The 23,322-nt window shown below is 51.2% G+C and carries 25 protein-coding genes and 1 riboswitch; all 25 genes read left to right on the forward strand.

Annotated elements, in window-relative coordinates; genetic code table 11:
* Positions 1–81: 81 nt before the first annotated feature.
* The 25 genes from spoIIAA (at position 82) to ccsA (ending at position 23,304) form a co-directional block, all read left to right on the forward strand.
* Positions 82–435, forward strand: coding sequence for an anti-sigma F factor antagonist (spoIIAA, locus tag D3P09_RS20245; RefSeq protein WP_120113189.1), 354 nt, complete (start codon positions 82–84; stop codon positions 433–435).
* On the forward strand, positions 432–878 hold the full coding sequence (gene spoIIAB / locus D3P09_RS20250) for an anti-sigma F factor (RefSeq protein ID WP_120113190.1): 447 nt from the start codon (positions 432–434) through the stop codon (positions 876–878). Before spoIIAA ends, spoIIAB begins: the two co-directional genes overlap by 4 nt.
* Before the next feature lie 19 nt (positions 879–897).
* Complete coding sequence (gene sigF / locus D3P09_RS20255) at positions 898–1,653, forward strand: RNA polymerase sporulation sigma factor SigF (protein WP_119799497.1); 756 nt, start codon at positions 898–900, stop codon at positions 1,651–1,653.
* A 115-nt stretch (positions 1,654–1,768) separates the two neighbouring features.
* Complete coding sequence (locus D3P09_RS20260; protein WP_120113191.1) at positions 1,769–2,422, forward strand: stage V sporulation protein AA; 654 nt, start codon at positions 1,769–1,771, stop codon at positions 2,420–2,422.
* Positions 2,415–2,843 (forward strand): stage V sporulation protein AB, encoded by a 429-nt coding sequence (locus D3P09_RS20265; protein ID WP_120113192.1) that lies wholly within the window; start codon positions 2,415–2,417, stop codon positions 2,841–2,843. The genes D3P09_RS20260 and D3P09_RS20265 overlap by 8 nt, the downstream gene beginning before the upstream one ends.
* A gap of 95 nt (positions 2,844–2,938) precedes the next feature.
* Positions 2,939–4,525, forward strand: a complete 1,587-nt coding sequence (locus D3P09_RS20270; protein ID WP_424452461.1) for a spore germination protein — start codon at positions 2,939–2,941, stop codon at positions 4,523–4,525.
* Between the two features lie 137 nt (positions 4,526–4,662).
* The gene (gene lysA / locus D3P09_RS20275) at positions 4,663–5,994 is read left to right on the forward strand and encodes a diaminopimelate decarboxylase (RefSeq protein WP_120113194.1); all 1,332 of its coding nucleotides are present in this window, start codon (positions 4,663–4,665) and stop codon (positions 5,992–5,994) included.
* A 51-nt stretch (positions 5,995–6,045) separates the two neighbouring features.
* Positions 6,046–6,477 (forward strand): peptidylprolyl isomerase, encoded by a 432-nt coding sequence (locus D3P09_RS20280; protein WP_120113195.1) that lies wholly within the window; start codon positions 6,046–6,048, stop codon positions 6,475–6,477.
* Positions 6,478–6,720: 243 nt separating this feature from the next.
* Positions 6,721–6,920: riboswitch (FMN riboswitch) on the forward strand.
* A 295-nt stretch (positions 6,921–7,215) separates the two neighbouring features.
* Positions 7,216–8,325, forward strand: a complete 1,110-nt coding sequence (ribD, locus tag D3P09_RS20285) for a bifunctional diaminohydroxyphosphoribosylaminopyrimidine deaminase/5-amino-6-(5-phosphoribosylamino)uracil reductase RibD (RefSeq protein ID WP_120113196.1) — start codon at positions 7,216–7,218, stop codon at positions 8,323–8,325.
* 45 nt (positions 8,326–8,370) lie between these two features.
* A complete protein-coding gene (ribE, locus tag D3P09_RS20290) occupies positions 8,371–9,036 on the forward strand; it encodes a riboflavin synthase (RefSeq protein WP_120113197.1) in 666 nt (221 codons plus the stop codon).
* A 29-nt stretch (positions 9,037–9,065) separates the two neighbouring features.
* Complete coding sequence (locus D3P09_RS20295; RefSeq protein WP_120113198.1) at positions 9,066–10,319, forward strand: bifunctional 3,4-dihydroxy-2-butanone-4-phosphate synthase/GTP cyclohydrolase II; 1,254 nt, start codon at positions 9,066–9,068, stop codon at positions 10,317–10,319.
* A gap of 40 nt (positions 10,320–10,359) precedes the next feature.
* Complete coding sequence (ribH, locus tag D3P09_RS20300; RefSeq protein WP_120113199.1) at positions 10,360–10,830, forward strand: 6,7-dimethyl-8-ribityllumazine synthase; 471 nt, start codon at positions 10,360–10,362, stop codon at positions 10,828–10,830.
* A 35-nt stretch (positions 10,831–10,865) separates the two neighbouring features.
* Positions 10,866–11,645 (forward strand): segregation and condensation protein A, encoded by a 780-nt coding sequence (locus D3P09_RS20305; RefSeq protein ID WP_120113200.1) that lies wholly within the window; start codon positions 10,866–10,868, stop codon positions 11,643–11,645.
* Positions 11,614–12,216, forward strand: a complete 603-nt coding sequence (scpB, locus tag D3P09_RS20310; RefSeq protein WP_120113201.1) for an SMC-Scp complex subunit ScpB — start codon at positions 11,614–11,616, stop codon at positions 12,214–12,216. Before D3P09_RS20305 ends, scpB begins: the two co-directional genes overlap by 32 nt.
* Before the next feature lie 60 nt (positions 12,217–12,276).
* Positions 12,277–12,963: a DUF2953 domain-containing protein gene (locus tag D3P09_RS20315; RefSeq protein ID WP_120113202.1), complete on the forward strand. Its 687-nt coding sequence runs from the start codon at positions 12,277–12,279 to the stop codon at positions 12,961–12,963.
* 443 nt (positions 12,964–13,406) lie between these two features.
* Positions 13,407–14,573 carry a COG1361 family protein gene (locus D3P09_RS20320; protein WP_120113203.1) on the forward strand — a complete coding sequence of 389 codons (1,167 nt, stop codon included), beginning with the start codon at positions 13,407–13,409 and terminating at the stop codon, positions 14,571–14,573.
* Positions 14,566–15,708, forward strand: coding sequence for a carbohydrate binding domain-containing protein (locus D3P09_RS20325; protein WP_133305036.1), 1,143 nt, complete (start codon positions 14,566–14,568; stop codon positions 15,706–15,708). Before D3P09_RS20320 ends, D3P09_RS20325 begins: the two co-directional genes overlap by 8 nt.
* Before the next feature lie 166 nt (positions 15,709–15,874).
* On the forward strand, positions 15,875–16,360 hold the full coding sequence (gene ytfJ, locus D3P09_RS20330) for a GerW family sporulation protein (protein ID WP_120113205.1): 486 nt from the start codon (positions 15,875–15,877) through the stop codon (positions 16,358–16,360).
* Positions 16,361–16,516: 156 nt separating this feature from the next.
* A complete protein-coding gene (locus D3P09_RS20335) occupies positions 16,517–17,704 on the forward strand; it encodes a D-alanyl-D-alanine carboxypeptidase family protein (RefSeq protein WP_120113206.1) in 1,188 nt (395 codons plus the stop codon).
* Positions 17,705–17,761: 57 nt separating this feature from the next.
* Positions 17,762–18,415 carry a nucleoside recognition domain-containing protein gene (locus D3P09_RS20340; RefSeq protein ID WP_120113207.1) on the forward strand — a complete coding sequence of 218 codons (654 nt, stop codon included), beginning with the start codon at positions 17,762–17,764 and terminating at the stop codon, positions 18,413–18,415.
* A complete protein-coding gene (locus tag D3P09_RS20345; RefSeq protein ID WP_120113208.1) occupies positions 18,408–18,944 on the forward strand; it encodes a spore maturation protein in 537 nt (178 codons plus the stop codon). Before D3P09_RS20340 ends, D3P09_RS20345 begins: the two co-directional genes overlap by 8 nt.
* A gap of 56 nt (positions 18,945–19,000) precedes the next feature.
* The gene (locus D3P09_RS20350; protein WP_120113209.1) at positions 19,001–19,744 is read left to right on the forward strand and encodes a pseudouridine synthase; all 744 of its coding nucleotides are present in this window, start codon (positions 19,001–19,003) and stop codon (positions 19,742–19,744) included.
* A gap of 85 nt (positions 19,745–19,829) precedes the next feature.
* A complete protein-coding gene (locus D3P09_RS20355) occupies positions 19,830–20,360 on the forward strand; it encodes a redoxin domain-containing protein (RefSeq protein WP_120113210.1) in 531 nt (176 codons plus the stop codon).
* Between the two features lie 11 nt (positions 20,361–20,371).
* On the forward strand, positions 20,372–22,048 hold the full coding sequence (resB, locus tag D3P09_RS20360) for a cytochrome c biogenesis protein ResB (protein ID WP_120113211.1): 1,677 nt from the start codon (positions 20,372–20,374) through the stop codon (positions 22,046–22,048).
* Positions 22,045–23,304: a cytochrome c biogenesis protein CcsA gene (ccsA, locus tag D3P09_RS20365; RefSeq protein WP_120113212.1), complete on the forward strand. Its 1,260-nt coding sequence runs from the start codon at positions 22,045–22,047 to the stop codon at positions 23,302–23,304. The genes resB and ccsA overlap by 4 nt, the downstream gene beginning before the upstream one ends.
* Positions 23,305–23,322 lie beyond the last annotated feature (18 nt).

The following is a 23,322-nucleotide window of genomic DNA, read 5'->3' on the forward strand; positions in this document are numbered from 1 at the left end:
GGAATCGGAAGGTCATTTAGAGAATTGCTAGTTCTATCTCGGCAAGAGTATCCATTACCCTGAAGGAGATGAACAGCGCGAATGAGTCTGCAAATTGAATTGGAGCATTACCGCAAGGTGCTGATTGTGCGGTTGCATGGCGAGCTTGACCATCATACGGCGGATATCGTCCGCTACAAGATGGAGGAAGCCTTACTGCGCGAAAGCGTCTCCCATGTCATTCTGAGCCTGAAGGATCTCGGGTTCATGGACAGCTCGGGACTAGGCGTCATATTGGGCCGCTACAAGCAAGTGAAGGCCAAGGGCGGCAAGATGGTAGTCTGTGATGTCAATCCCGCCGTCCGCAGATTGTTCGAGTTGTCGGGATTGTTCAAAATCATTGCCATTCACGACAATGAGCGCAGCGCGATTACGAGTTTGGAGGTGGTGTCATGACAAGCCGCAACGAATTGAAGCTGTCGTTCAGCGCCCGTTCGGAGAATGAAGCCTTTGCTCGCATCGCAGTCGCGGCGTTCGTATCCCAGCTTGACCCGACGATGGAAGAGTTGAATGACCTGAAGACGGCTGTATCGGAAGCCGTCACGAACGCGATCATACACGGCTATGAAAGCGACGCGACGAAAATGGTGGATATTGAAGCCGTGATCGACCGCGACATGGTTTCCATCGTCATATCGGATCACGGACGCGGTATTGAGGACGTTGAGCTGGCACGCCAGCCGCTTTATACGTCGAAGCCGGAGCTGGAACGCTCCGGAATGGGATTTACGATCATGGAAAACTTTATGGACCGCTTCGAGGTTTCCAGCTCGGTAGGCGGCGGAACCCGGGTAGACATGCAGAAGAGAATCGAGTCAAAAAAAGCGCTCTATAACTAGAGCATAGGGGTTGAGCCTCATGGATGTCGATTTGAAGCAAACAGCCCAGCCTTATTTGGACGACGCGGAAGTAAAGCGTCTGATCGCTCTCAGCCAATCGGGGGACACCGTCGCGCGCGATACGCTTGTCAGCTGCAACATCAGACTGGTCTGGTCTGTCGTGCAGCGCTTCATCAACCGGGGCTATGAGCCCGAGGATCTGTTCCAGATCGGCTGTATCGGACTGCTGAAGTCGGTCGATAAGTTCGATCTGTCGTACGACGTGAAATTTTCGACGTATGCGGTTCCGATGATCATTGGAGAGATTCAGCGGTTTCTAAGAGACGACGGCACACTGAAGGTAAGCCGCTCGCTCAAGGAGACGGCGAACAAGGTGCGCAAGATGAAGGATGAGCTGTCGAAGACGCTGGGAAGGCTGCCGACGATCTCGGAGGTCGCGGAGCGTCTCGGCATTACGCCGGAGGATGTCGTATTCGCACAGGAAGCGAACAAGCCGCCTACCTCGATTCACGAGACGGTGTTCGAGAATGACGGCGACCCTATTACGCTGATGGATCAGATAGCCGACGACTCCCAGGAGCGTTGGTTCGATAAGCTGGCGCTTGTAGAAGCGATTGAAGGGCTGAGCGAGAGGGAGCGCCTTATTGTCTACTTGCGTTATTACAGGGACAAGACGCAATCCGAGGTCGCCAGCAGGCTAGGCATATCGCAGGTGCAGGTATCGCGCCTGGAGAAAAAAATATTGCAGTCAATCAGAGACCAAATCGCTCAATAGCGGTTTGGTCTTTTTATTGTGCCGCTTCATTTTTTTGGCTGAGTATCCTTATCCTCCTTGTCTCATACTAATCGGGAAACGAAAAGCCATGAAAGGGCAGAAGGGAAGATGACATATGGGCAATTCCGGCCATGGGGTCCTCTATCTGCGATTGAAGAAAAGAATCTATATCCGTCCCCTGCACATCATCACGCTAGGGCAAGTGGCGAGGCTGCTGACCGAGGATGACGGGATGGAGGAGCGGCTGAGGGAGCTTAAGCTCTATGAGCATCATAAGCAGGACGGGAATCGCGTCGTGATCGATATTCTCCAGATCGTGAAGACGATCCGTCTGCTGTATCCCGATCTCTCTATTGAGACATACGGCGATCCCCAGGTGCTGCTGATGGTCGCGGACAAGCCGGTGAAGCCGCGGTATGCGCTGCTTGTGCTGGCATGGCTGCTGCTCTTCTTCGGAGCGGGACTGGCCATTATGAACTTCCATACGGATGTCAGCATGAAGGAGGTTCATATTCGCATTGTCGAGCTGGTTACAGGTAAGAAGACGGAGCATCCGCTGTGGTTCCAGATCCCTTATTCGTTCGGCGTCGGACTGGGCATGGTGCTGTTCTTCAACCATATCTTCCGCAAGCGGTTCAATGAAGAGCCCAACCCGCTTGAAGTCGAGCTGTTCATGTATCAGGAAAATATCAATGATTACGTCATTGCGGATGAGATGAGGAAGAAGGCAGATTACGACCAGCTGCACGGCGGCGGTTCCCATGATTAGCGCGCTGCAGAATTTGTTCATTGCTGTGCTTGGCATAGGCGGGGGACTCGCGGTCGGAAGCGGGCTTGTGGCGCTGCTTATCGTATTCGACCTGATTCCGAGGCTTGCGCAGCTGACGAACGCCTTCCGGCTGTCGATCTGGTTCGAGACGGCAATTATTACAGGGGCGTTGTACTGGACGTTCGCCGACTTTATGGACTGGCGCTTGTCGCTGACCGCGCCGCTTGTGCTGAGCGGGGCGGGATTGTTCGACGGAATATTCGTCGGCATGCTCGCAGCGGCGCTGACGGAAGTGATGAATGTGCTGCCGATACTGGCGAAGCGGTTGCAGCTATCGCGCTATATCATAGGGCTATTGATGGCAATGGTGCTGGGCAAAACGCTCGGTTCCCTGTTCGATTGGCTAGTATTCCAGTGGTAAGGCGAGCAAACAGAAAACGAGGTGGACCGATCATGAGCGATATGCAAAGAGAGAACGAGGAAGTGAGCAAGGACGGAGGCATGAAGCCGCAATTTATGCCGGGTGACCAGATGCAGGAGGAGTCCCGCAGCGGTAGCGGCGAGGGAGAAGAGAACAGCTTCGACGACATTACACAAGTCAGCCGCGGAATCGAGCAGGGGGAGGAGAAGGACCGGAAGCATCAGAAAAAGCCGATTCCATCCGAACTGGACGATGTGCTGAAGAAGCTGGAGGAGATGGGCTACAAGACCAGCTTTGACGTTGTCGTGCGGGAGATGACGTTCGGCGAGACAAGGACGGCTCTGTTCTGTCTGAACGGCCTGGTGAAGGAAGAGGTGCTGACGGAAGTATTGATGAGGCTGACCTTCCTGGAGCCCAGCGATTTGAGCAGCGACGCCCTTCACTCCTTCCTGGACTTCTACGTGCCTGCAGCGCAAGTTGACAAGGAAGAAGATTGGGATATGCTTATTACCTTCGTGCTGGCCGGCGGCAGCGCCATGTTCATCGACGGGGAGCGGACGGCGCTGAAGATCGATGCCAAAAACTTTCCGGCGCGCGGCATGGAGGAGCCGTCTCTGGAGAAGGTTGTGCGCGGCGCGCGCGACGGCTTTAACGAGACGCTTATGGTTAATATCTCGCTTGTGCGCAGAAGGCTGCGCGATCCCAAGCTTCGGTATGAACTTGTCATGGTGGGCGAGCGCACCAAAACGGATGTATGTATTGCTTATATCGACGATATCGTCGATAAGGAGCTGTTGAAGTCGATCAAGGACAAAATATCGATGGTCAAGGTCGACGGCCTGCCGCTTGCGGACAAGCAGTTGGAGGAAGCGACAATCAAGCGCGGCTGGAGCCCGTTCCCGCTTGTGCGGTATTCGGAGCGGCCGGATACTGTTGCTGCGCATCTGCTGGAGGGAGCGGTCGCGATTTTCGTTGATACGTCCCCCAGCGTCATGACGCTGCCGACCACGTATACCGATCTGATACAGCATGCGGAGGAGAACAGGCAGACGCCGTTTATCGGCTCGTATTTGCGCTGGGTACGGTTTATCGGCATATTCGCGTCGCTCTTCATGCTGCCGCTTTGGCTGCTGTTCGTCATGCATCCGGAATACAAGCCTCCAGTGCTGGAGTTTATCGGTCCGAGCAAGTCAGGCAAAATTCCGATTTTTGTTCAGTTTCTGCTTGTCGAAATCGGCGTCGACCTGCTCAGGATGGCCTCCGTGCATACGCCGACCACATTGGCAACTGCAATGTCTCTCGTCGCTGCGATCCTGATCGGCGATATTGCGGTGAAGACAGGTCTATTCGTGAACGAAGTCATCCTGTATATGGCGATTGCCGCGATCGGAATGTTCGCCACTCCGAGCTATGAGCTCGGTCTTGCCAACCGGATTGTGCGGCTTGTGCTGCTCATGGCGGTGGCTGCCTTCAATGTGCCGGGGCTTGTGATTGCCACCACAGTGCTAATCATATTCCTGATCAACGAACGGTCCATGAACCGCCCGTACATGTGGCCGATCATTCCGTTCGACGCCAGAGCGCTGCTCAGCATCGTCATTCGCCAGCCGCTTCTCTATAACCGGACACGTCCTAATATTCTGAAGCCGCAGCAGCGGGACAAGATGCCGGAGACAAGCTGAAAAGAACCTAAAAATACAAATGAAATGCGAAATTATCCATTTCGGATGCGTTGCTCTTGCGTTATACTGATGCTATAGTTGCAAATAATTTCAGTAGCGCTTCAAGTTGTGGGCGTCAAAAAAAGCGAGGGGTAGCAATGTATCTGCACGGTACGAGTAAAATTAATGCTAACGGACATTTGGAAATAGGCGGAAAAGACGTCACGGATTTGGCGAAGGAATTCGGCACTCCGTTATATATTGTCGACGAGGCTCTTGTGCGCCAGCGCGCCAGTGAATATGTCGAGGCTTTCAAGGCATCCGGCTTGAAATTCCAGGTCGCTTATGCGAGCAAGGCATTCAGCGTTATGGCGATGTGCGCCATCGCCGAGCAAGAGGGCTTGTCGCTCGACGTCGTATCCGACGGCGAGCTGTTCACGGCGCTGCAAGCGGGATTCCCAGTAGAGCGGATCCACTTCCATGGCAACAACAAAACGCCGGACGAGATCAACATGGCGCTGGACGCAGGCATCGGCTGCTTCGTTGTGGACAACTTCGACGAGCTGGCATTGCTTAACGCGCTTGCCGGCGACAAAGGCAAAAAAGTCAACATTCTGCTGCGCATTACGCCGGGCGTAGAGGCGCATACGCATGATTATATTTCGACTGGACAACAGGATTCCAAGTTCGGCTTCGACCTGGGCAACGGCGCAGCGAAGCAAGCGATTGAAGAAGCGCTGAAGTTGGACAATCTGGTTATTCTGGGCGTCCATTCCCATATCGGCTCCCAAATCTTCGAGGTTGAAGGCTTCCGCATGGCGGTCGACAAAGTCGCTCAGTTTGCAGTATCCATTCGTGAAGAGCTGAACCTTACCTTCAAGGTTATCAACCTGGGCGGCGGCTTCGGCATCCGCTATGTAGAAGGCGACACGCCGCTGCCGGTGAGCGAATATGTAGGCGCGATTACTGATGCGATCAAAACAAACTTTGCGAATGCGGACTTCCCGCTTCCTGAGATTTGGGTAGAGCCGGGCCGCAGTATGGTCGGCGACGCCGGCACAACGCTGTACACCGTAGGGACAAGCAAAAACATTCCTGGCGTCCGCAAATATCTAGCAGTGGACGGCGGCATGACGGACAATCCGCGTCCGGCCTTGTATCAATCCCGCTATGAAGCGATTCTGGCCAACCGTGCTAACGAATCGGCGGAAGAGACAGTTTCCATCGCGGGCAAATGCTGCGAGAGCGGCGACATGCTGATCTGGGATCTGGAATTGCCTAAGGCGGAGAGCGGCGATCTGCTGGCTGTATTCTGCACAGGCGCATACAACTACGCGATGGCGAGCAACTACAACCGCATCCGCCGCCCGGCTGTCGTATTCGTCAAAGACGGCGAAGCAGACCTTGTTGTCAAGCGCGAATCGCTGGACAATATTGTATGCAACGACGTGATTCCGGCAAGACTGCAGAAATCCCCCCTTGCGAAATAAGGGCGGAATTGGTAACGTAGTCTTATTCGGATAAAGAAAGGTAGATGCAATATGGCAAAACAAGCAAAAATCAAATTGGCGAGCGGCGGAGAAGTTCACCTGGAGCTGTTCGATCAAGACGCGCCTAACACTGTCGCGAACTTCGAGAAGCTGGCGAACGACGGTTTCTATAACGGTCTTACATTCCACCGTGTAATTCCTGGCTTTGTAGCGCAAGGCGGCTGCCCGACCGGCAACGGCACAGGCGGTCCTGGCTACACAATCAACTGCGAGATCAACCCGAACAAGCACGAGCGCGGTACGCTTGCGATGGCCCATGCAGGCCGCAACACTGGCGGAAGCCAATTCTACATTTGCTACCAGCCGCAGCCGCATCTGGATGGCGGACATACGGTATTCGGGAAAGTGACCAAAGGCATGGAGTTTGTTGATGCGCTTAAAGGCGGAGACAAAATGGAGACGGTTGAAGTTTCCGAAAAGTAAGGTCGCACAATCTTCATAACCAACCGCCTAACTCTTGTCCATGACAAGGGTTAGGCGGTTTTTCTTTGCATTCTATGTGATGGTGACGAGAGCAATGATCTATAAAAATGACCTATACGCTAATTTTGAAAATGAGAATGAAAGTCCTTGCATTTTTAGTTTTTAAGTGATACCATTTCATCAACGTTCTAAAATAATGTAAGTGACTTTTTAGGACATGATGAACAACTATATAAGATTACAGCTTTCCTTCGGGGCAGGGTGAGATTCCCAACCGGCGGTGATCGAAAGCGCAGCGAGAGAGCGGGCAACCGCATATGCTGAGGCTTTCGTTAGTCCGTGACCCGGGCTGATGAGCTCATGCGTAGCTTGTGTGACATTGGCACGGTGGACCTGGTGTAAATCCGGGACCGACAGTATAGTCTGGATGGGAGAAGGAGAAGCTTCGGCATTGCGGTACAGCATAGTAGCCGCTCTTCCTTGTGCATCTTTTCACATGCATGGGGAGAGGTCTATTTGTTGACTTTGCAAGTAAGAGCTCCGGATGACTGCTTAGCGCGGTCGGTTTGGAGCATGCTATGTCATGAAGACGCAGATCTGTCAGTTTATTTGTGCTGGCTGCTCGCGGTCTCTCTTGTTTGCATATACGCATTTTCAGCTTTTAAGCTATTGGATGCCGTAGTTCTCGAAATCTCACCCCCTGTCGGCCAGCTTGCCGGTATGGGGGGTTTTTGCGTCTTGATTGATGTATTGAACGATGAGTATTATATGTCTCTTGCTATTCAGATGGCTGCGAAGGCATCCGGACAAACCGGAATTAATCCCGCAGTTGGCTGCGTTGTTGTGAAGGATGGACGAATTGTCGGCATCGGCACGCACCTGAAGAGAGGCGAGGGCCACGCGGAGGTGCACGCGCTGAAGATGGCAGGCAGCGAAGCGCAAGGCGCGACAGTCTATGTGACGCTGGAGCCATGCAGCCATCACGGCAAGACGCCGCCTTGCAGCGACTTGATCATCCATTCCGGAGCAGCGAGAGTCGTAGTCGCGGCTACCGATCCTAACCCTGTAGTCTCCGGTACTGGCGTCAATCGCTTGCGGGAGCATGGCATAGAGGTGAGCACCGGTTTGATGGAAGAGCAGTCGCATGCGCTCAATGAGAAGTTCAACAAGTATATTGCGACCCGCCTTCCATTCGTGACGCTGAAGACTGCCAGTACGCTCGACGGCAAGATCGCGACGGAGCAAGGGGACAGCAAGTGGGTGACCGGCTCCGTTGCGCGTGAGCAGACACACACGCTCCGTCATCAGCATGCCGCAATAATGGTCGGCATAGGCACAGCCTTAGCTGACGATCCGCAGCTGACGACGCGTGCCGCGGTGCCTGCCATTCATCCCGTTCGCATTATTGTCGACTCCAAGCTCCGGCTTCCGCTAGGCGCTCGTGTAGTTAGAGACAAGACGGCGCCGACAATCGTGCTGACGACGGAAGGTGCCGATTCTGAGAAGCGGCGGCTGCTCCAGGAAGCCGGAGTGGAAGTGATCGCTTGCGGAGACGGTCCGTCCGTGGACATGAGAGCTGCACTGCAAGAACTGGGACGCATGGAAATCGGTTCAATTCTGCTGGAAGGCGGGGGCAAGCTGAGCGGCGCCATGCTTGATCAGGGCTTGATTGACAAGGTTGTCCTTTACTACGCAACCAAGTTCATCGGCGGCGCGTCGGCTCCGCAAAATATCGCGCTTCCGGGCCGGGCTTATATGTCCGAGGCGATTCAGCTTGAACGGGTACAGGTGGAGATGGCTGGAGAGGATATATGCGTAACCGGCTATCCAGGGTACGGGAAAGGTTAATGGCTAGTTGCGGCTGACAGTCGCGAGGGGAGGAGGGCAAGACTAATGTTTACAGGGTTGGTTGAAGAGATTGGAACGATGAAAACTGTTCATAGACAGGGCGAAGCGATGATCTTGACGATCGGAGCGAAGGTTGTGACAGAGGGTGTCAAATCGGGCGACAGCATATCGGTTAATGGTGTATGTCTGACCGTTACATCGTTCGACCGGAAATCCTTTGCGGTGGACGTCATGCCGGAGACCTATCGGCGATCCGGCCTGCATCTGCTGCAGACGGGAGAACCTGTCAATCTGGAGCGGGCCATGCAAGCGGGCGCCAGATTCGGCGGGCATATCGTACAGGGCCATGTCGACGGCACCGGAAGAGTCGTCTCCCGCAAGGCGGATGCTAATGCAGTCGTCTTTCGGATTCGCCTGGATGATCCGGAGCAGCTGCGTCATATCATTCCGAAAGGCTCCGTTACGATTGACGGAATCAGCCTGACGGTGGTGGATACGACGGAAGACGGCTTTACCGTCTCCATCATTCCGCATACGCTTGCCGAGACTGCGCTGCAATTCCGGCAGCCGGGATCGATAGTCAATATCGAGACGGACATTATCGGGAAGTATGTGGATCATCTGCTGCATTTCAAGGGCCATGATGCGTCTAAGAAAAAAGAATCATCCAAGCTGTCCACCGCCTATCTGGCGGAGCACGGATTTCTATAAGAGAGAATTATGCCAGGGAGGGAACCATCATGAGTTATGAAGATCTGGATGTATTTGATACGATAGAAGCTGCGATCAGCGAGCTGAAGCAAGGCCGTCCCGTTATCGTCGTGGACGATGAGGACCGCGAGAATGAAGGAGATCTTATTGCTTTGGCAGACGGAGCGACGCCTGAAGTGATTAATTTTATGATTACCGAAGCGAGAGGGCTTGTCTGCGCACCTATCACGAAGGAACGCGCCGAGGCGCTGGACTTGCCGCCGATGGTGACGCGTAATACGGATTACCATGGCACGGCATTTACGGTCTCGATCGACCATGTGTCGACGACGACGGGCATTTCCGCTCATGAGCGGTCGCTTACGATCAAAGCGTTGATCGATCCCGAAGCGAAAGCAGGCGATTTTCGCCGGCCGGGCCATATCTTCCCGCTGATTGCGAAGGATGGCGGCGTGCTGAGACGCGCAGGCCATACGGAAGCGGCGATTGATCTGGCGAAGCTGAGCGGCTCCAAGCCGGCTGCTGTTATCTGCGAGATTATTAAGGAAGACGGATCTATGGCGAGACTGCCGGATCTGGTTGAATTCAAGGAGAAGCACGGCCTTAAGCTTATTACCATCCAAGAGCTGATTCGTTACCGCAATGCGAAGGAGAAGCTGGTAGAGCGCGCGGTCAGCGTGAAGATGCCGACAGACTTTGGCGAGTTCAGAGCGATTGCCTACACAAATCAGGTAGACCAGAAGGAGCATGTCGCGCTTGTAAAAGGCGAGATTGAGCCAGGCAAGCCGACGCTTGTACGCGTTCATTCGGAATGTCTGACAGGCGACGTCTTCCACTCGCACCGCTGCGATTGCGGACCTCAGCTTGCGGCGGCGCTTAAGCAGATCGACGAAGCCGGCAGCGGCGTGCTGCTCTATATGAGACAGGAAGGCCGAGGCATCGGATTGATTAACAAATTGAAAGCTTATGAGCTTCAAGAGCAGGGATTCGACACGGTTGAGGCGAATATTAAGCTAGGGTTTGCTCCGGATTTGCGGGAATATGGCATAGGAGCTCAGATTTTGAAGGATCTTGGCATTACTCAAATGAAACTGCTGACCAATAACCCCCGCAAAATCAGAGGGCTGGAAGGCTACGGACTTGAAGTGGTAGAACGCGTGCCGATTCAGATGGAAGCGAACGAGAGCAACCGCAATTACTTGCGCACGAAGCAAGCGAAGCTTGGACATATGCTGAAAATTGAACAGCTGGAGCCGGAAGCGGTGCCCCAGCAGGAACAATAAATCGAACCAAAAAATACAAATTTGAGAGGAAGTTTTGAACATGACGAAAATTTATGAGGGACATTTAGTATCAGAAGGGTTAAAATATGGCGTAGTGGTTGGAAGATTCAACGAGTTTATTAGCGGCAAGCTGCTTGGCGGCGCTTTGGACGCATTCAAGCGCCATGGCGCTTCTGAATCCGATGTAGAGGTAGCTTGGGTGCCGGGTGCCTTCGAAATTCCGCTCATTGCGCAAAAGATGGCAGAGAGCGGCAAATACGATGCAGTCATTACGCTGGGTGCAGTCATCCGCGGCGCTACGCCGCACTTCGACTATGTGTGCAACGAAGCGGCGAAAGGCGTATCTGCGGTAGCGCTGAAGACAGGCGTACCGACGATCTTCGGCGTATTGACGGTCGATTCCATCGAGCAAGCGATTGAGCGTGCTGGCACGAAAGCGGGCAACAAAGGCTATGAAGCGGCTGTTACCGCAATCGAGATGGCGAATTTGACGAAGCAGCTGCAAGGATAACCGTACAGCTGTAATGAACGCGGGAGGTTGCAAGAGTGTCTGTGCTTTATAAGCTGGAAGCATTCGAAGGTCCGCTGGACCTTCTGCTTCATTTGATCGACAAGGCTGAGATTGATATCCACGAGGTATCCATTAGCGAAATTACAGTTCAATATATGGAGTACCTGGATGCCATGAAGGAGCTGGAGCTGGAAGTGACCAGCGAATTTCTCGTCATGGCGGCGACTCTGCTGGCTATTAAGAGCAAGCAGCTCTTGCCGAAACCTCCCGTCTTTGAGGAACATTACGACGATTGGGAAGACGATGGACTTGATCCTCGGGATGAACTTATTCAGAAGTTGGTTGAATACCGCAAGTTCAAGCAGCTGGCGGAGGAGCTCCGGGAGAAGGAATTCGAGCGAAGCCTCGTATTCTCGAGAGAGCCGGAGGATATGACGCCGTTTCTGAAGGAAGTGAAAGTGAATCCTGTGGAAGGCTTGCATGTCTCCGATCTGGTGGCCGCCTTCCAGAAGGCGCTGCGCAGAGCGGCAAGACGGAACGTGATTGCCACCGTTCAGCGGGATGAAATTTCGGTCAAAGACCGGATTAGAGACATTGTGGACGTGCTGAGGCAATATGAGACTGTCAGATTCTCCAAACTGATCCGCGAGAACATGGAACGGCATGAGATCGTGGTGACGTTCCTTGCGATATTGGAGCTGATGAAGATGAAGCATATCCGCTGCTTCCAGCATTCGCTCTTTGAAGATATCGTTATTCATTGGAGAGGAGAAACGGAACAAAATGGATTATCAGAAATTGAAGTCGATTATTGAGGGACTTCTGTTCATGGCCGGGGATGAAGGTCTGACCAAGCGCCAGCTGGCCGATATACTGGAGATGGACGCCGATTTTGCCTCTGAGCTGGTCTATGATCTGCAAAGGGATTTGCAGCGGGAGGAGCGCGGCATTCAAATTACCGAGGTTGCGTCGGCCTATCGAATGACGACTCATCCGGATCATGCGCCGTACTTTGAACGCATGGCGTATACGCCTACACGGGCGCAGCTGTCGCAGGCGGCACTGGAGACTTTGTCGATTGTCGCTTATCGGCAGCCTATTACACGGATTGATATTGAAGAAATCCGCGGTGTGAAGAGTGATCGCGCCATCCAGTCGCTGGTATCCAAGGATCTGATCGAAGAGGTGGGACGCGCGGAAGCGATCGGCAGGCCAATATTATATGGAACAACGAAATCATTCCTTGATTATTTCGGACTCGCCTCCATCCGCGAATTGCCGGAGCCTAAGCATATCGATGTGGACGACGCGCTGGACGAGCAAACCCAGATGCTGTTCGAACGTCTTGATGGCAGACAAATGACAATTGACGAATTGAAAGAATGAGAATTAGCCGCCAGGCCATACTAATTTCAACCCATATTGGGAAACGGAGGAAGCATTGACATGCCCGGTTACCCTTACGGTTGGATGTGGGCCGGCGGCTTTTTTGCGCTTGCTGTCATCGTGGTGTTGTCTTCACCAGTCGTCGTGAGCGGATTCGCGAGACGGATTGGCAATAATGACGATGTGGAGTTAGACGTTAGAGCGCTGTTCGGCCTTATTCGCTACCGTTATAAATTGCCGTCCATGAGTCTGGACGGCATGGCTGTTAAAGTAGATGAACAAGTGAGCACGAGCAAAGCGGGAATGAATACGTGGAAGGAATTTAACGATGAGATTGATGCGGACAAGGTCGTCAGCTCCATTGAGAAGTACAAGCATATCCTCTATGTAACCAGAGACTTGAAGGGCTGGATCAAAAATACGCTTGCCCGAGTCAACCTGACGGAGTGGCGCTGGTCGACGACTCTCGGCACGGGAGATGCCATGTGGACGGCTATGGCTACAGGTGCAGTATGGTCGATAAAAACAGCTATCATCGGCTTGCTGTCCCAGATGGTCCAAGTGAAGAACGCTCCGTTCATGGAGGTGCATCCGAGCTTCAGCGGGACTGTGTTCAAGACGGAGTGGTCATGCACAGCGCAAATCCGCTTCGGTTATGCTGTCCTTGCCGGATTGCAACTTTTAGTTCGCATGAAGAAATGGAAGGGAGGCGTAAAAGCATGGCAGAACAACTTATTCAGGGCCTAAAGCGAATTGCTATGGAAACTATTCTAGAGATAGCAGATGTGAATCAATTCCATAAGAAAAGCTGATCAGACTTGGCAAGCGGGTGTTTTTGCTGAATGGTTTTGGTGGAAAATAATTATATGTTCTTGGATATAAAATTAATATCGTCCACCTTTAGGGGTGGGCGTTTTTTTGTTGCTAAAACAAAAGCTGCATGGACATCAGCTCCTAGTCGACGGATACGCCGCACTGAATAAGATCGAGCAATTACCGCTCGCTGTTATTGCGGAATGTCGGTCATTCGGACGCGAATCATCAGAAAATGAATAAGTATTTTGTTGTAAGCACTGGCTAATTATTGTGAAATTCATGAATTTATAGTTCGCATTTCATGGAATACATGGTAGAATGATGGGTATAATGGGCCTGGTTAAGTAGGGCAAAAGGTGTGTTTTAAGGAATTCATGGTTCAAAATAACCAAATTATATTGATTGGATTGTTTTTGAAAATAAAAGAATCGGGGTTCTCTATGCGGATTGGAAAAAGTCTTATCTTACTGTTAGCCACAGTGTTTTTATCTTGTTCATATATTTTACCGGCGAGTGCAGAAGCTGAAGAAAAGAAGGGGATCATACCTAATCCTTCGTTTTCGATAAAGGCGATTAATTCGGATAGCAGCTCCATATTTATTGTTAATTCAGAGTTAGGGGATAACTTGAAATTCACTGTGAGAATCAAGAATATAGGCATGAAGGAAGCTTCTTTCGTCCTTTATGGAACTGATGTTTACTCATCAATCAGAGGAGGGTGGACATACCCTGCAAGTTGGGCAGCTCCTAGCCTTGTTGGTACGTGGTTCAACACTCCGAAAGTAGAAGGAACTCTAAAGGTGAATGAGAGTAGAGATTATACATTTGATCTTATGGTACCAAAGAGCATATCTCCAGGACAATATATAGGAAACATTGTAATTGAAGAACGGATTCCTGACGTTGATGAAGAAATCAAACCTGAAGACATTAAGGATTTGACGGTCAATCTACCTAAGTACATGAGGTTGCACATACAGACAGTCATAAATATTAACAAGGAAAAAGCGATTCACAAGCTGAGAATTTCAGATATTTTTCACGAGTCAGATACCTCAGGCTACAGTGTTGTTTTTTTACCGCATATAAACGAAGGTACAATCCTAGAAAAACCCTCAGGAACGTTAGCGCTTAAAAACTCTTCCGGTGAGATCATTTTAAGTGAAAAGTATCAAATGGATTCTGTGTATGTAGCGACAACTGGGCTATATGATTTCAAATTAAATCAGATATTAGCGCCAGGGTCTTATACTTTAGCGTATACCACTAATTATGATAAACAAACGATAACGGGTGAGTATACCTTTAAAGTGTCTACAGAAGAAGTAGTTTCAGCCATAAATCATGCAGATAACATAGGCAACTTAGAAGAAGGCGGAATATGGGAACTGTTATATAAGTATGGGGTATGGGTCCTGGCAATTGTTATGGTGATAATCATATTATTGCTCATAATAATACTACTTCTATTAAAACGGCGAAGAAAGGAGAAGAAAGACCAACACAACAATAATACAAAGGGTGAATGCGTGCATGTTTAGGAAAGTGAAATATTTACTACTGGTTCTAATAGTTGTTATAGCTTCGATAGGTGTTAGCGCCGTTAGCGCTGCAGGAAATCTTGTTTCGAATGGAAGTTTTGAAAATAACATATCAGGCCATACAGGTGATGGTTGGAATTACGCTACAAGTGCTAGTCCAGGTGCATCCAGTGCTGAAGTGACGTCAGCGGAAGCATATGATGGGACATACTCTCAAGCGATAGCGCAAGAAGGATCCACAGAACCAGGAGAATATGCGCGTATTACTACTGATGTCGTTCATCCATTTGACTCTGCTAAAGCGGTTCAGCTTAACTTTAGAGCCAAAATTCCCTCTTTGGCTTTGGCTAGAATTACAGCGAAACTAGAGTTCTACGATGATCAAGGAATGTATATTAGCAACGCATACAAGGAAATTACCAATACGACAGTAAGCTTTACGGTTTTTGAATTATACACTTTAATTCCGGACAATACTCAGAAAGTAGCCATTATCTTGGGTGGGGAAGTCACGGATTATGGCGGCTATTACCGCGTTTACATTGATGATGTTAGCCTAACTGAGCAGGCTGCAAATATGAATCAGACTCAAGTAGGAATAGTATCAGGGGAACTCAGATTCAGCACTTTATCAGGATCTTTCCTTGATGTGAAGCTAACCAATTCAGGCATCATGGAAACAGTGGCTACTACAACGGCCGCTATTACAGACGATACTGGCCGTGCTGAAGGATGGAATCTAAAGATTTCCGCAACGAACTTCATTAGCGATGAACTGAATGATCCTTCTTCCGAAGGACAAGCTGCTTATGCGCTGATGATACCTATCTCGGCTATGAAGTTGGAGACTTCCTCCGTGAATCATGTTGCCGGCCAGCAGGTTCATCCTGTTCATGGCCCTGTGGCCCATAGTATAACGGTAAGCGGATCGAGCCAAACCATAGTTAAAGCTGATCCAGGCTTCGGCAGCGGATCATATCAAGTAGTAATTGGATACAGATTGGTTATTCCTAAGACGCTTCAGATTGTCAGCCAGTCGGGAACAGGCAGCAAATTTAAGGTAGGGGACTATGTAGGTGCCCGTTCTTCCATATATACAGCAACGTTAAATTTTAGTGCTGGTACTGGTTTATAATTTTACACACATTCGATGGGTGATCCGGATCATACGGATCGCCTTTTTTTTGAGGTGCAATGAATTGCTACATGTCTTTTGACAGTTAGACAGTTACATATTAATTTCGAAATTGAGCAAAGTATATAAAGTACGAAATGAACTAATCGATAAAGGAGAAATAAATATGACAGAGCATCCGATACAAGGTCTCATGCAGACTGCAATGGAAAATATTAAGGAAATGGTCGATGTCAACACCATTGTCGGCGATCCGGTACAGACTCCGGATGGCAGCGTCATTATGCCGATTTCAAAAGTTGGCTTCGGTTTTGTCGCCGGGGGCAGCGATATTCGCATGGACAGCGAGCATAAGCATACAAGCGGCACTGCGGATGCACACAATGCTTCCGTTTCGCTGCCATTTGGCGGCGGCAGCGGCGGCGGCGTGTCGATTACGCCAATCGCTTTTCTGGTCGTAGGCACTCATGGCGTCAAGATCGTGCCGCTTGACAATCAGACCCATCTCATGGAAAAAGTAATCGATTCCGCACCGAAAGTATTCGACAAGCTGCAAACGATGATACGCGGCAACAACGCCGATTATGTAGAAACGACTACAACCATCATTGATGGCCACGTTGCGGACGAAACCACCGAGCGCCACGTGTAAGTGCTAAAGCCCATAGCTCGCCACTGACTGCCCGAAAGGGCAGTTTTTCATTTTTTAGAATGAATCGCCTCGTCTACCCGGAGCAGTACAAGCATATACTATGGCAAGAGCAAGAAAACGCCAGCTTACCATTGCAACGAGAGGAGTAATTGCAGCATGAACAGCGGAAAGCGAAGGGGACTGACGCGGTTAATCGCACTGTGGGCCATTGCCTCGTTCATCAGCTGGACGATCATGTCGCCGGGCAGCGCTACAGCGGCTCCTTCGCCGCTTGGCACGAAGGCAAGGGCAGCGGCGCTAATCGACGTGCAGTCCGGAAGATTGCTTTACAGCCAGGATGGAGACACGCCGATGCGAATCGCCAGCTTGACGAAAATTATGACGGCTATCGTTGCGATTGAGCACGGCAATCTGAATGATATGGTGAAGACGTCCAAACGCGCATTCGGCAGGGAAGGCTCATCGATTTATCTTCGTCTGGGAGAAGAGATGAGTCTATCGAATTTGCTGTACGGGCTTATGCTTCGGTCAGGCAATGACGCGGCTACGGCGATTGCGGAGCATGTCGGAGGGTCGGAAGACGGCTTTGTTCATCTTATGAACAAGAAGGCGGAGGAGATCGGTTTAGCCAACTCGCAATTCCGGAATCCGCATGGCCTTGACGAGGATGGGCATTATTCTACCGCCAACGATCTCGCGAAGCTGACTGCTTATGCGCTAAGGAACGATGTGTTCGCCGAGATCGTCAAAACAAGGGATAAAAGCGCGCCTAACCCGATAGACAGCTGGGATTACCGCTGGCATAACAAAAACAAAATGCTTTCTATGTACGAGGGAGCGGATGGCGTCAAAACCGGCTACACCAAAAAAGCATTTCGCTGCCTTGTCAGCTCCGCAACCCGGGAAGGCCAGCAGCTCGCGGCTGTCACGATCAATGACGGAGATGATTGGGCGGATCATCGAGATATGCTGGACTGGGGGTTTAAGCATTACCCGCTAGTATCCATCGTGGAGAAGGGGATGGATATTGCAGGGTACCCTTATGTAACGAGTCAAAGATTCCACTATCCGTTAGAAGCGGACGAGCAGAATGCTGTTCATTCGAAGCTTCAGCTTATCGATGCAGCTACAACTGCTTATGCCCTTGGCGAAAGAGGCCGTCTGGAATTTTATTTGAATGGACAGCCTATCGGCGCAGTTCCGGTGTACGAGCCGGGCAATCCAAGGCTCGGAATTTCTGGCGATGCGGCGCAGAGTCAAAGCTCGTCCAAGCTAAATCATACTACCAATTCAACAATTGGCCAGCGGCTGAAATCTACATGGGAGTCGCTGATTCATCGTTGACGGTTGTCCTTGGGAGAGGCGCCGTTCAATATCGGTATGCAGGGGAGGAAGTCTGTCATGGTGAACTGGATATGGTTGTTTTTTATTGTCGTCAGCGTTGTGGTAGCCGCGGCAACCGGCAAGATGGATACGGTCACGCAGGCTGCCTTTGACGGTGCCAAATCGGGCGTTACGGTAAGTTTCGGCTTGATTAGCATCATGGTATTCTGGCTGGGAATGATGCGCATAGCCGAAGACGCCGGGCTGCTCGCCAAGCTGGCCCGGCTGCTTCGGCCGCTTGTGCGCTGGCTATTCCCCGACATACCTAAGGATCATCCCGCTATCGGTTATATTATGAGTAATCTTAGCGCCAATTTGTTCGGACTGGGCAATGCGGCGACGCCGATGGGGATTAAAGCGATGCAGGAGCTGCAGAAGCTGAATCCTGACAAAGATACCGCTACGCCTGCCATGTGTACGCTGCTGGCGCTGAATACATCCAGCATTACGATTGTACCGACAACGCTGATTGCCATTCGTATGAATTACGGTTCGGCAAACCCTGCAGAAATCATCGGAACCACGCTTGCTGCGACATTCGTTGCGACAGCGGCAGCTATTCTTGCAGATCGCTGGTATCGCAGAAAGGCACAGGCTCCGCCGGCGAAGCCGCGGCCGCCGATAGTCGGCAAAGGAAGCGCGCGGCAGACAGGAGGTGGCGAGGTTGTATGAGCTGTTCACCAAGCTGTCGTCTTGGATGATTCCCGCCATTATTGTTTTTATCCCTCTTTATGCTGCAATGCGTAGACGTATACCCGTCTATGAGACCTTTGTAGAAGGGGCGAAGGACGGATTTGGAACGGCGATCTCCATCATACCTCCGCTGGTGGGGATGATGGTTGCGATCAGCATGTTCAGGGCATCGGGGGCGATGGATTTGATGCTGTCGGCCGTCAAGCCCGCATTCGACTGGATGGGGATCCCGAGCGAGGTGCTTCCGTTAGGAATCCTCAGGCCGTTGACAGGTGCAGGCTCGCTCGCCTTTACTGCGGACCTGATTCAAACCTATGGCCCGGATTCCATGATCGGACGCATTGCTTCAACGATTCAAGGCAGCACGGACACGACGCTGTATGTGCTGACCGTCTACTTCGGGGCTATTGCGGTAAGACGTACGCGATATGCGCTCAAGGTCGGACTTTTCTCCGATATCGTTGGTTTTTTTGCGGCAATTGCCATTTGCTTATACATATTCCGGTAACTGAGCTTGTGCTTTACTCTCGATATCGTTATGATGTAGAGTGAGGTGAAAGAGCAGTGGAACGTTTACAGAAGATTTTGGCACAGGCAGGAATTGCATCAAGACGTAAGTGCGAGGAGCTTATCCTGTCCGGCGCAGTTGAGGTTAACGGGGAGAAAGTGACGACCCTCGGGGTAAAGGCCGACGTAGCGGTGGATACGATAACCGTGAATGGAAAGCCGATCAAGGGCGAGAAGAAGATTTATTTGATGATGAACAAGGTTAAGGGCGTCATTACTAGCGCCAAGGATCCGCAAGGGCGCAAGACTGTTACAGATTTCTTGCCCGGCATCAAAGAGAGGGTATATCCTGTCGGCCGGCTTGATTACGATACCGAAGGATTGCTGCTGCTGACCAATGACGGTGAATTTGCGAACAAGCTGACGCATCCAAGCCATCATGTGCCGAAGACGTATCATGCTACAGTGAAAGGCGTTCCGCACGGTTCGGCGCTGGAGCGGCTGCAGAAGGGCATTATGCTGGAAGACGGCATGACATCGCCAGCTGAGGTTGAGTATCATGACGTAGATACGGAGAAGAACGAAGCGACAATATCGATTACGATTTATGAAGGACGCAATCGTCAAGTGCGCCGCATGTTCGATGCCATCAATCATAAAGTGATTCGTCTGAAACGGATCAAATTCGGCGAGATTGGCCTTCAGCAATTGGGCCGAGGCAAGTTCCGCCATCTGACTCCGCAAGAGGTGCAGGAGCTTCTGGCTGCTGCAGGCAAGACACATAAAGTTCATAAAAAGTGATCGGCGGCGGCAGTTATTGCCGTCGACTTTTCGTTATAATGATACTAGGACAATTGTGTCAATAGAACGGGTGGTGAATACATAAATGGGTAAGTCGCGCAAGAAGATTCAGATCGTGATCTTGCTCGCAGTGCTTGTGCTTGGAGGCTACGCCATCGGCTCCACTTTCTTCGGGAAGGACAAGACAGGGCTTCTTAAAGTCGGCGCAGAGCCGCCGGAATTCAAGCTTGCGGATCTGGACGGAGGCGTTCGCAGCTTGTCCGAATTCAAAGGCAAGCCGGTTGTCGTCAATTTCTGGGGAACCTTCTGCGAGCCGTGCGTCAGAGAGATGCCGGAATTCGAGAGACAATATGAGAAGTGGAAGGATAAAGGCCTGGTTATTCTGGCAATCAATTTAAGCGAGGATACGCTTACCGTGAACAACTTCGTGAATCGCTTTGATCTGACCTATCCGATCCTGCGCGATGTGAACCGGCAGACGGAGCGGAGCTACGGGCTGCGGCAATATCCCACAACCTTCTTCATCAAGCCGGACGGGACGCTGATGGAAGTGAAGGTCGGGGGCATGCTGGAGAAGGATATTGATGAAAGAGTCGAAAGATTGTTGCAGTTGTAGGAGGTCATCACGTGTTAACGGTAGAAAATACAAAATGCGAGTGCGGCCATCAGAATGCGGTCGGCACGGTGCTCTGCGAGTCATGCGGCAAGCCATTGCTGAAGGACCTGCAACAATCCGATGCTCCGCTGGAGATGCGCTATGACGGCGTAGCCCGCAGATCGCAGAAGAGCAATCAGACAGCGATCGACAAGATTTGGAGCTTCTTCTCCTCGGTCAAGATTGCGATCTATCTGATCGTCATTACGTTCTTGACAGCGATGCTGGGCACGATCTACCCGCAGGAGAGCACGTTCATCAATAATTTCGATCCCTCTACTTATTATGAGAATACATACGGGCTGCCAGGCAAGATTTATTATATGCTGGGTTTGTCCCATACGTACGAGAGCTGGTGGTTCATCGGACTGCTGGTCATGATCGGAACCTCGCTCGTTATTTGCAGCTTGGACCGGGTGCTCCCTCTATACCGAGCCCTGAACAAACAGCAAATCCGCAAGCATCACCAATTTATATTGCGGCAGAAGACCGTTTATACCGCCGATATTGAAGGTGAACCGAAGGAATGGGTGGCGAATTTTGGCGCCCAGCTGAAGCGCAGAGGCTATAAGGTGCATCAAGAGGAAGGGCAAGGAACGGCGCTGCTGGCGGAGAAGAACAGATTCAGCCGATGGGGCCCGTATATCAACCATATCGGTCTAATTCTGTTCCTGCTTGCGATATTGGCGCGAAGTATTCCAGGCTGGCAAATGGACGCTTATGTAAGCGTACCCGACGGCGATACGGTCAGAATCGCCGGGACGAACTACTTTATCAAGAGCGAGAAGTTTGTTGTTGAATTCTACAACGACGATGAGCTGCCTGAGCAGCTTCAGGGCAAGATGCGGGCCAAGAACTACGAGACGCAAGCCGTCTTGTATGCTTGTGTGAGCGATTGCAGCGATCCGCTGAAAGAGCCTGTTCTGGAGGAAGTCAAGCGTCACAATATTATTGTGAACGACCCGCTTGTCTATGACGGCTTCAAGTTCTATCAGTTCGACTTCGACCTGACGCCAAGATTGAATGCGGTCAGCCCGATACTGGAGGACAAGGGGACAGGGGAGAAGTACGGTCCGTTCTATCTTCCAATGAAGGATTCGGCGCTGCAGCATAAGCTGGGGCCATATACGCTCGACCTGTTCGCCAACTATATGGAGTTTGCGCTTAATAGCGAAGGCAAGCCGACGACGCTCTCGCGTGAGCCGAACGCGCCGGCCTTTGTCTTCACAGTCAAGGGGCCAGGCCTTAAGCCGGAAGGGGAGCCTTATATCTACTTCCCGATGCAGAAGGATAAAGTGAAGTTCGCACAGGATACGATTAACCGCGAGATTGCGGGCAAGATCGAGATTCGGGTAGATGGCATGGAGAATGTAGACTTCTCGGAAGCGACCACCCATCTGAACGTACGCGTGGACAAGGCGCTGCCTTATCTGTGGGTAGGCGCGGTATTCAGCATGCTCGGCTTGATCATGGGATCGTATTGGCAGCATCGCCGGATCTGGCTCCGCATTGACGGCGGGAAGCTGGCTCTTGGCGCCCATACGAACAAAAACTGGTTTGGCATGCGATCGGACGTTGCCAACGCCTTGAAGAAGGTCGGCATTGAAGTGGATCCGAAGACGCTAGATAACGGAGGGAAAAACGCGTGAGTTTATTAGACTTTAGCAGTGATGCGTTTATGGTTGCCTTTTTTCTATATTGCTTTGCATTCCTATTCTATGTCATTGCAATAGCGGGCAAGAAGTGGAGCAACCGCGATCCCAAGGCGCATGAGAAGCGCTGGGGCCGAATCGCATTTATCGTGTCGACCGCAGGTCTGGTCGCACATTTGACCTTCTTCTTTACACGCTGGATCGGAAGCAAGCAAATCCCGACCAGCAATATGTATGAGTTCATGACGTTCCTTGGCATGGCGATAATGATTGCTTACACTATCGTTTATGCCATGTACCGCAAGCCGCTGCTCGGCATGTTTGCGATACCGCTTACCATTATCATTATCGCTTACGCTTCTGTATTCCCGCAGGAGGTTCAGCCGCTTATCCCGGCATTGAACTCTGTGTGGCTGAAAGTTCACGTTACGACGGCCGCTCTTGGCGAAGCCTTTTTCGCTGTCGGCTTTGCAGCCGGTCTTATGTATCTGCTTCGTGTCGTGAACTTCACGGACAAGACGAAGGAAGCAAGACGCGCGCAATTCTGGGTCGAATTCACACTCTATTCGATTGTCGTCATTATCGGCTTTATCGTTGCGGTCTTCGGATTCCGTTTTGCAGGCTATGAAGCATCGTTTACGGAAGAGAAAGTGCTGATTGACAATAAAGGCCAGGAATCTACGATTGTAGAGACCGTGAATTACTATTTGCCGCCGATTGTACAGCCTTACAATAGCCAGATCGTTGAGGTTCAGTCGTTCATCGGCATGGACAAGCCGTTATTCGAAGCGCCTCACTGGATGAACGGCGTTAATGCAGGCAGAAAGCTGAATACGGTTGTATGGTCGATTATTGCCGGTACGCTTCTGTACGGCGCATTGCGGTTGATCTTCCGCAAGCGTCTTGGCGCAGTCATCCATCCTGTGATGGAAGGCATTGATCCGGATGATTTGGATGAAATCAGCTATCGCGCCATTGCAATCGGCTTCCCGATCTTTACGCTTGGCGGGCTTATCTTTGCGATGATCTGGGCGGAGATCGCCTGGGGCAGATTCTGGGGCTGGGATCCGAAGGAAGTATGGGCGCTTATTACATGGCTGTTCTACAGCGCGTATCTCCATTTCCGCTTGTCCAGAGGCTGGCAAGGATTGCGTTCCTCGTGGCTTGCGGTTATCGGGTTCGTTATTGTTTTGTTCACGCTGATAGGGGTTAACCTCATTATTGCAGGCTTGCATTCCTATTCCGGTGTATAATAGAGCTAATGAAAGGAG

The organism is Paenibacillus pinisoli (assembly GCF_003605435.1).
Taxonomy (GTDB): domain Bacteria; phylum Bacillota; class Bacilli; order Paenibacillales; family Paenibacillaceae; genus Pristimantibacillus; species Pristimantibacillus pinisoli.

Coding starts and splice junctions, on each gene's coding strand:
- D3P09_RS20280 (WP_120113195.1), top strand. CDS start 6,046: ATGGCAAAACAAGCAAAAATCAAATTGGCGAGCGGCGGAGAAGTTCAC.
- spoIIAB (WP_120113190.1), top strand. CDS start 432: ATGACAAGCCGCAACGAATTGAAGCTGTCGTTCAGCGCCCGTTCGGAG.
- D3P09_RS20265 (WP_120113192.1), top strand. CDS start 2,415: ATGATTAGCGCGCTGCAGAATTTGTTCATTGCTGTGCTTGGCATAGGC.
- D3P09_RS20320 (WP_120113203.1), top strand. CDS start 13,407: ATGGTTCAAAATAACCAAATTATATTGATTGGATTGTTTTTGAAAATA.
- scpB (WP_120113201.1), top strand. CDS start 11,614: ATGGATTATCAGAAATTGAAGTCGATTATTGAGGGACTTCTGTTCATG.
- D3P09_RS20270 (WP_424452461.1), top strand. CDS start 2,939: ATGCCGGGTGACCAGATGCAGGAGGAGTCCCGCAGCGGTAGCGGCGAG.
- D3P09_RS20260 (WP_120113191.1), top strand. CDS start 1,769: ATGGGCAATTCCGGCCATGGGGTCCTCTATCTGCGATTGAAGAAAAGA.
- lysA (WP_120113194.1), top strand. CDS start 4,663: ATGTATCTGCACGGTACGAGTAAAATTAATGCTAACGGACATTTGGAA.
- sigF (WP_119799497.1), top strand. CDS start 898: ATGGATGTCGATTTGAAGCAAACAGCCCAGCCTTATTTGGACGACGCG.
- D3P09_RS20315 (WP_120113202.1), top strand. CDS start 12,277: ATGCCCGGTTACCCTTACGGTTGGATGTGGGCCGGCGGCTTTTTTGCG.
- D3P09_RS20335 (WP_120113206.1), top strand. CDS start 16,517: ATGAACAGCGGAAAGCGAAGGGGACTGACGCGGTTAATCGCACTGTGG.
- D3P09_RS20295 (WP_120113198.1), top strand. CDS start 9,066: ATGAGTTATGAAGATCTGGATGTATTTGATACGATAGAAGCTGCGATC.
- spoIIAA (WP_120113189.1), top strand. CDS start 82: ATGAGTCTGCAAATTGAATTGGAGCATTACCGCAAGGTGCTGATTGTG.
- D3P09_RS20340 (WP_120113207.1), top strand. CDS start 17,762: ATGGTGAACTGGATATGGTTGTTTTTTATTGTCGTCAGCGTTGTGGTA.
- D3P09_RS20355 (WP_120113210.1), top strand. CDS start 19,830: ATGGGTAAGTCGCGCAAGAAGATTCAGATCGTGATCTTGCTCGCAGTG.
- ribE (WP_120113197.1), top strand. CDS start 8,371: ATGTTTACAGGGTTGGTTGAAGAGATTGGAACGATGAAAACTGTTCAT.
- D3P09_RS20325 (WP_133305036.1), top strand. CDS start 14,566: ATGTTTAGGAAAGTGAAATATTTACTACTGGTTCTAATAGTTGTTATA.
- ytfJ (WP_120113205.1), top strand. CDS start 15,875: ATGACAGAGCATCCGATACAAGGTCTCATGCAGACTGCAATGGAAAAT.
- ribH (WP_120113199.1), top strand. CDS start 10,360: ATGACGAAAATTTATGAGGGACATTTAGTATCAGAAGGGTTAAAATAT.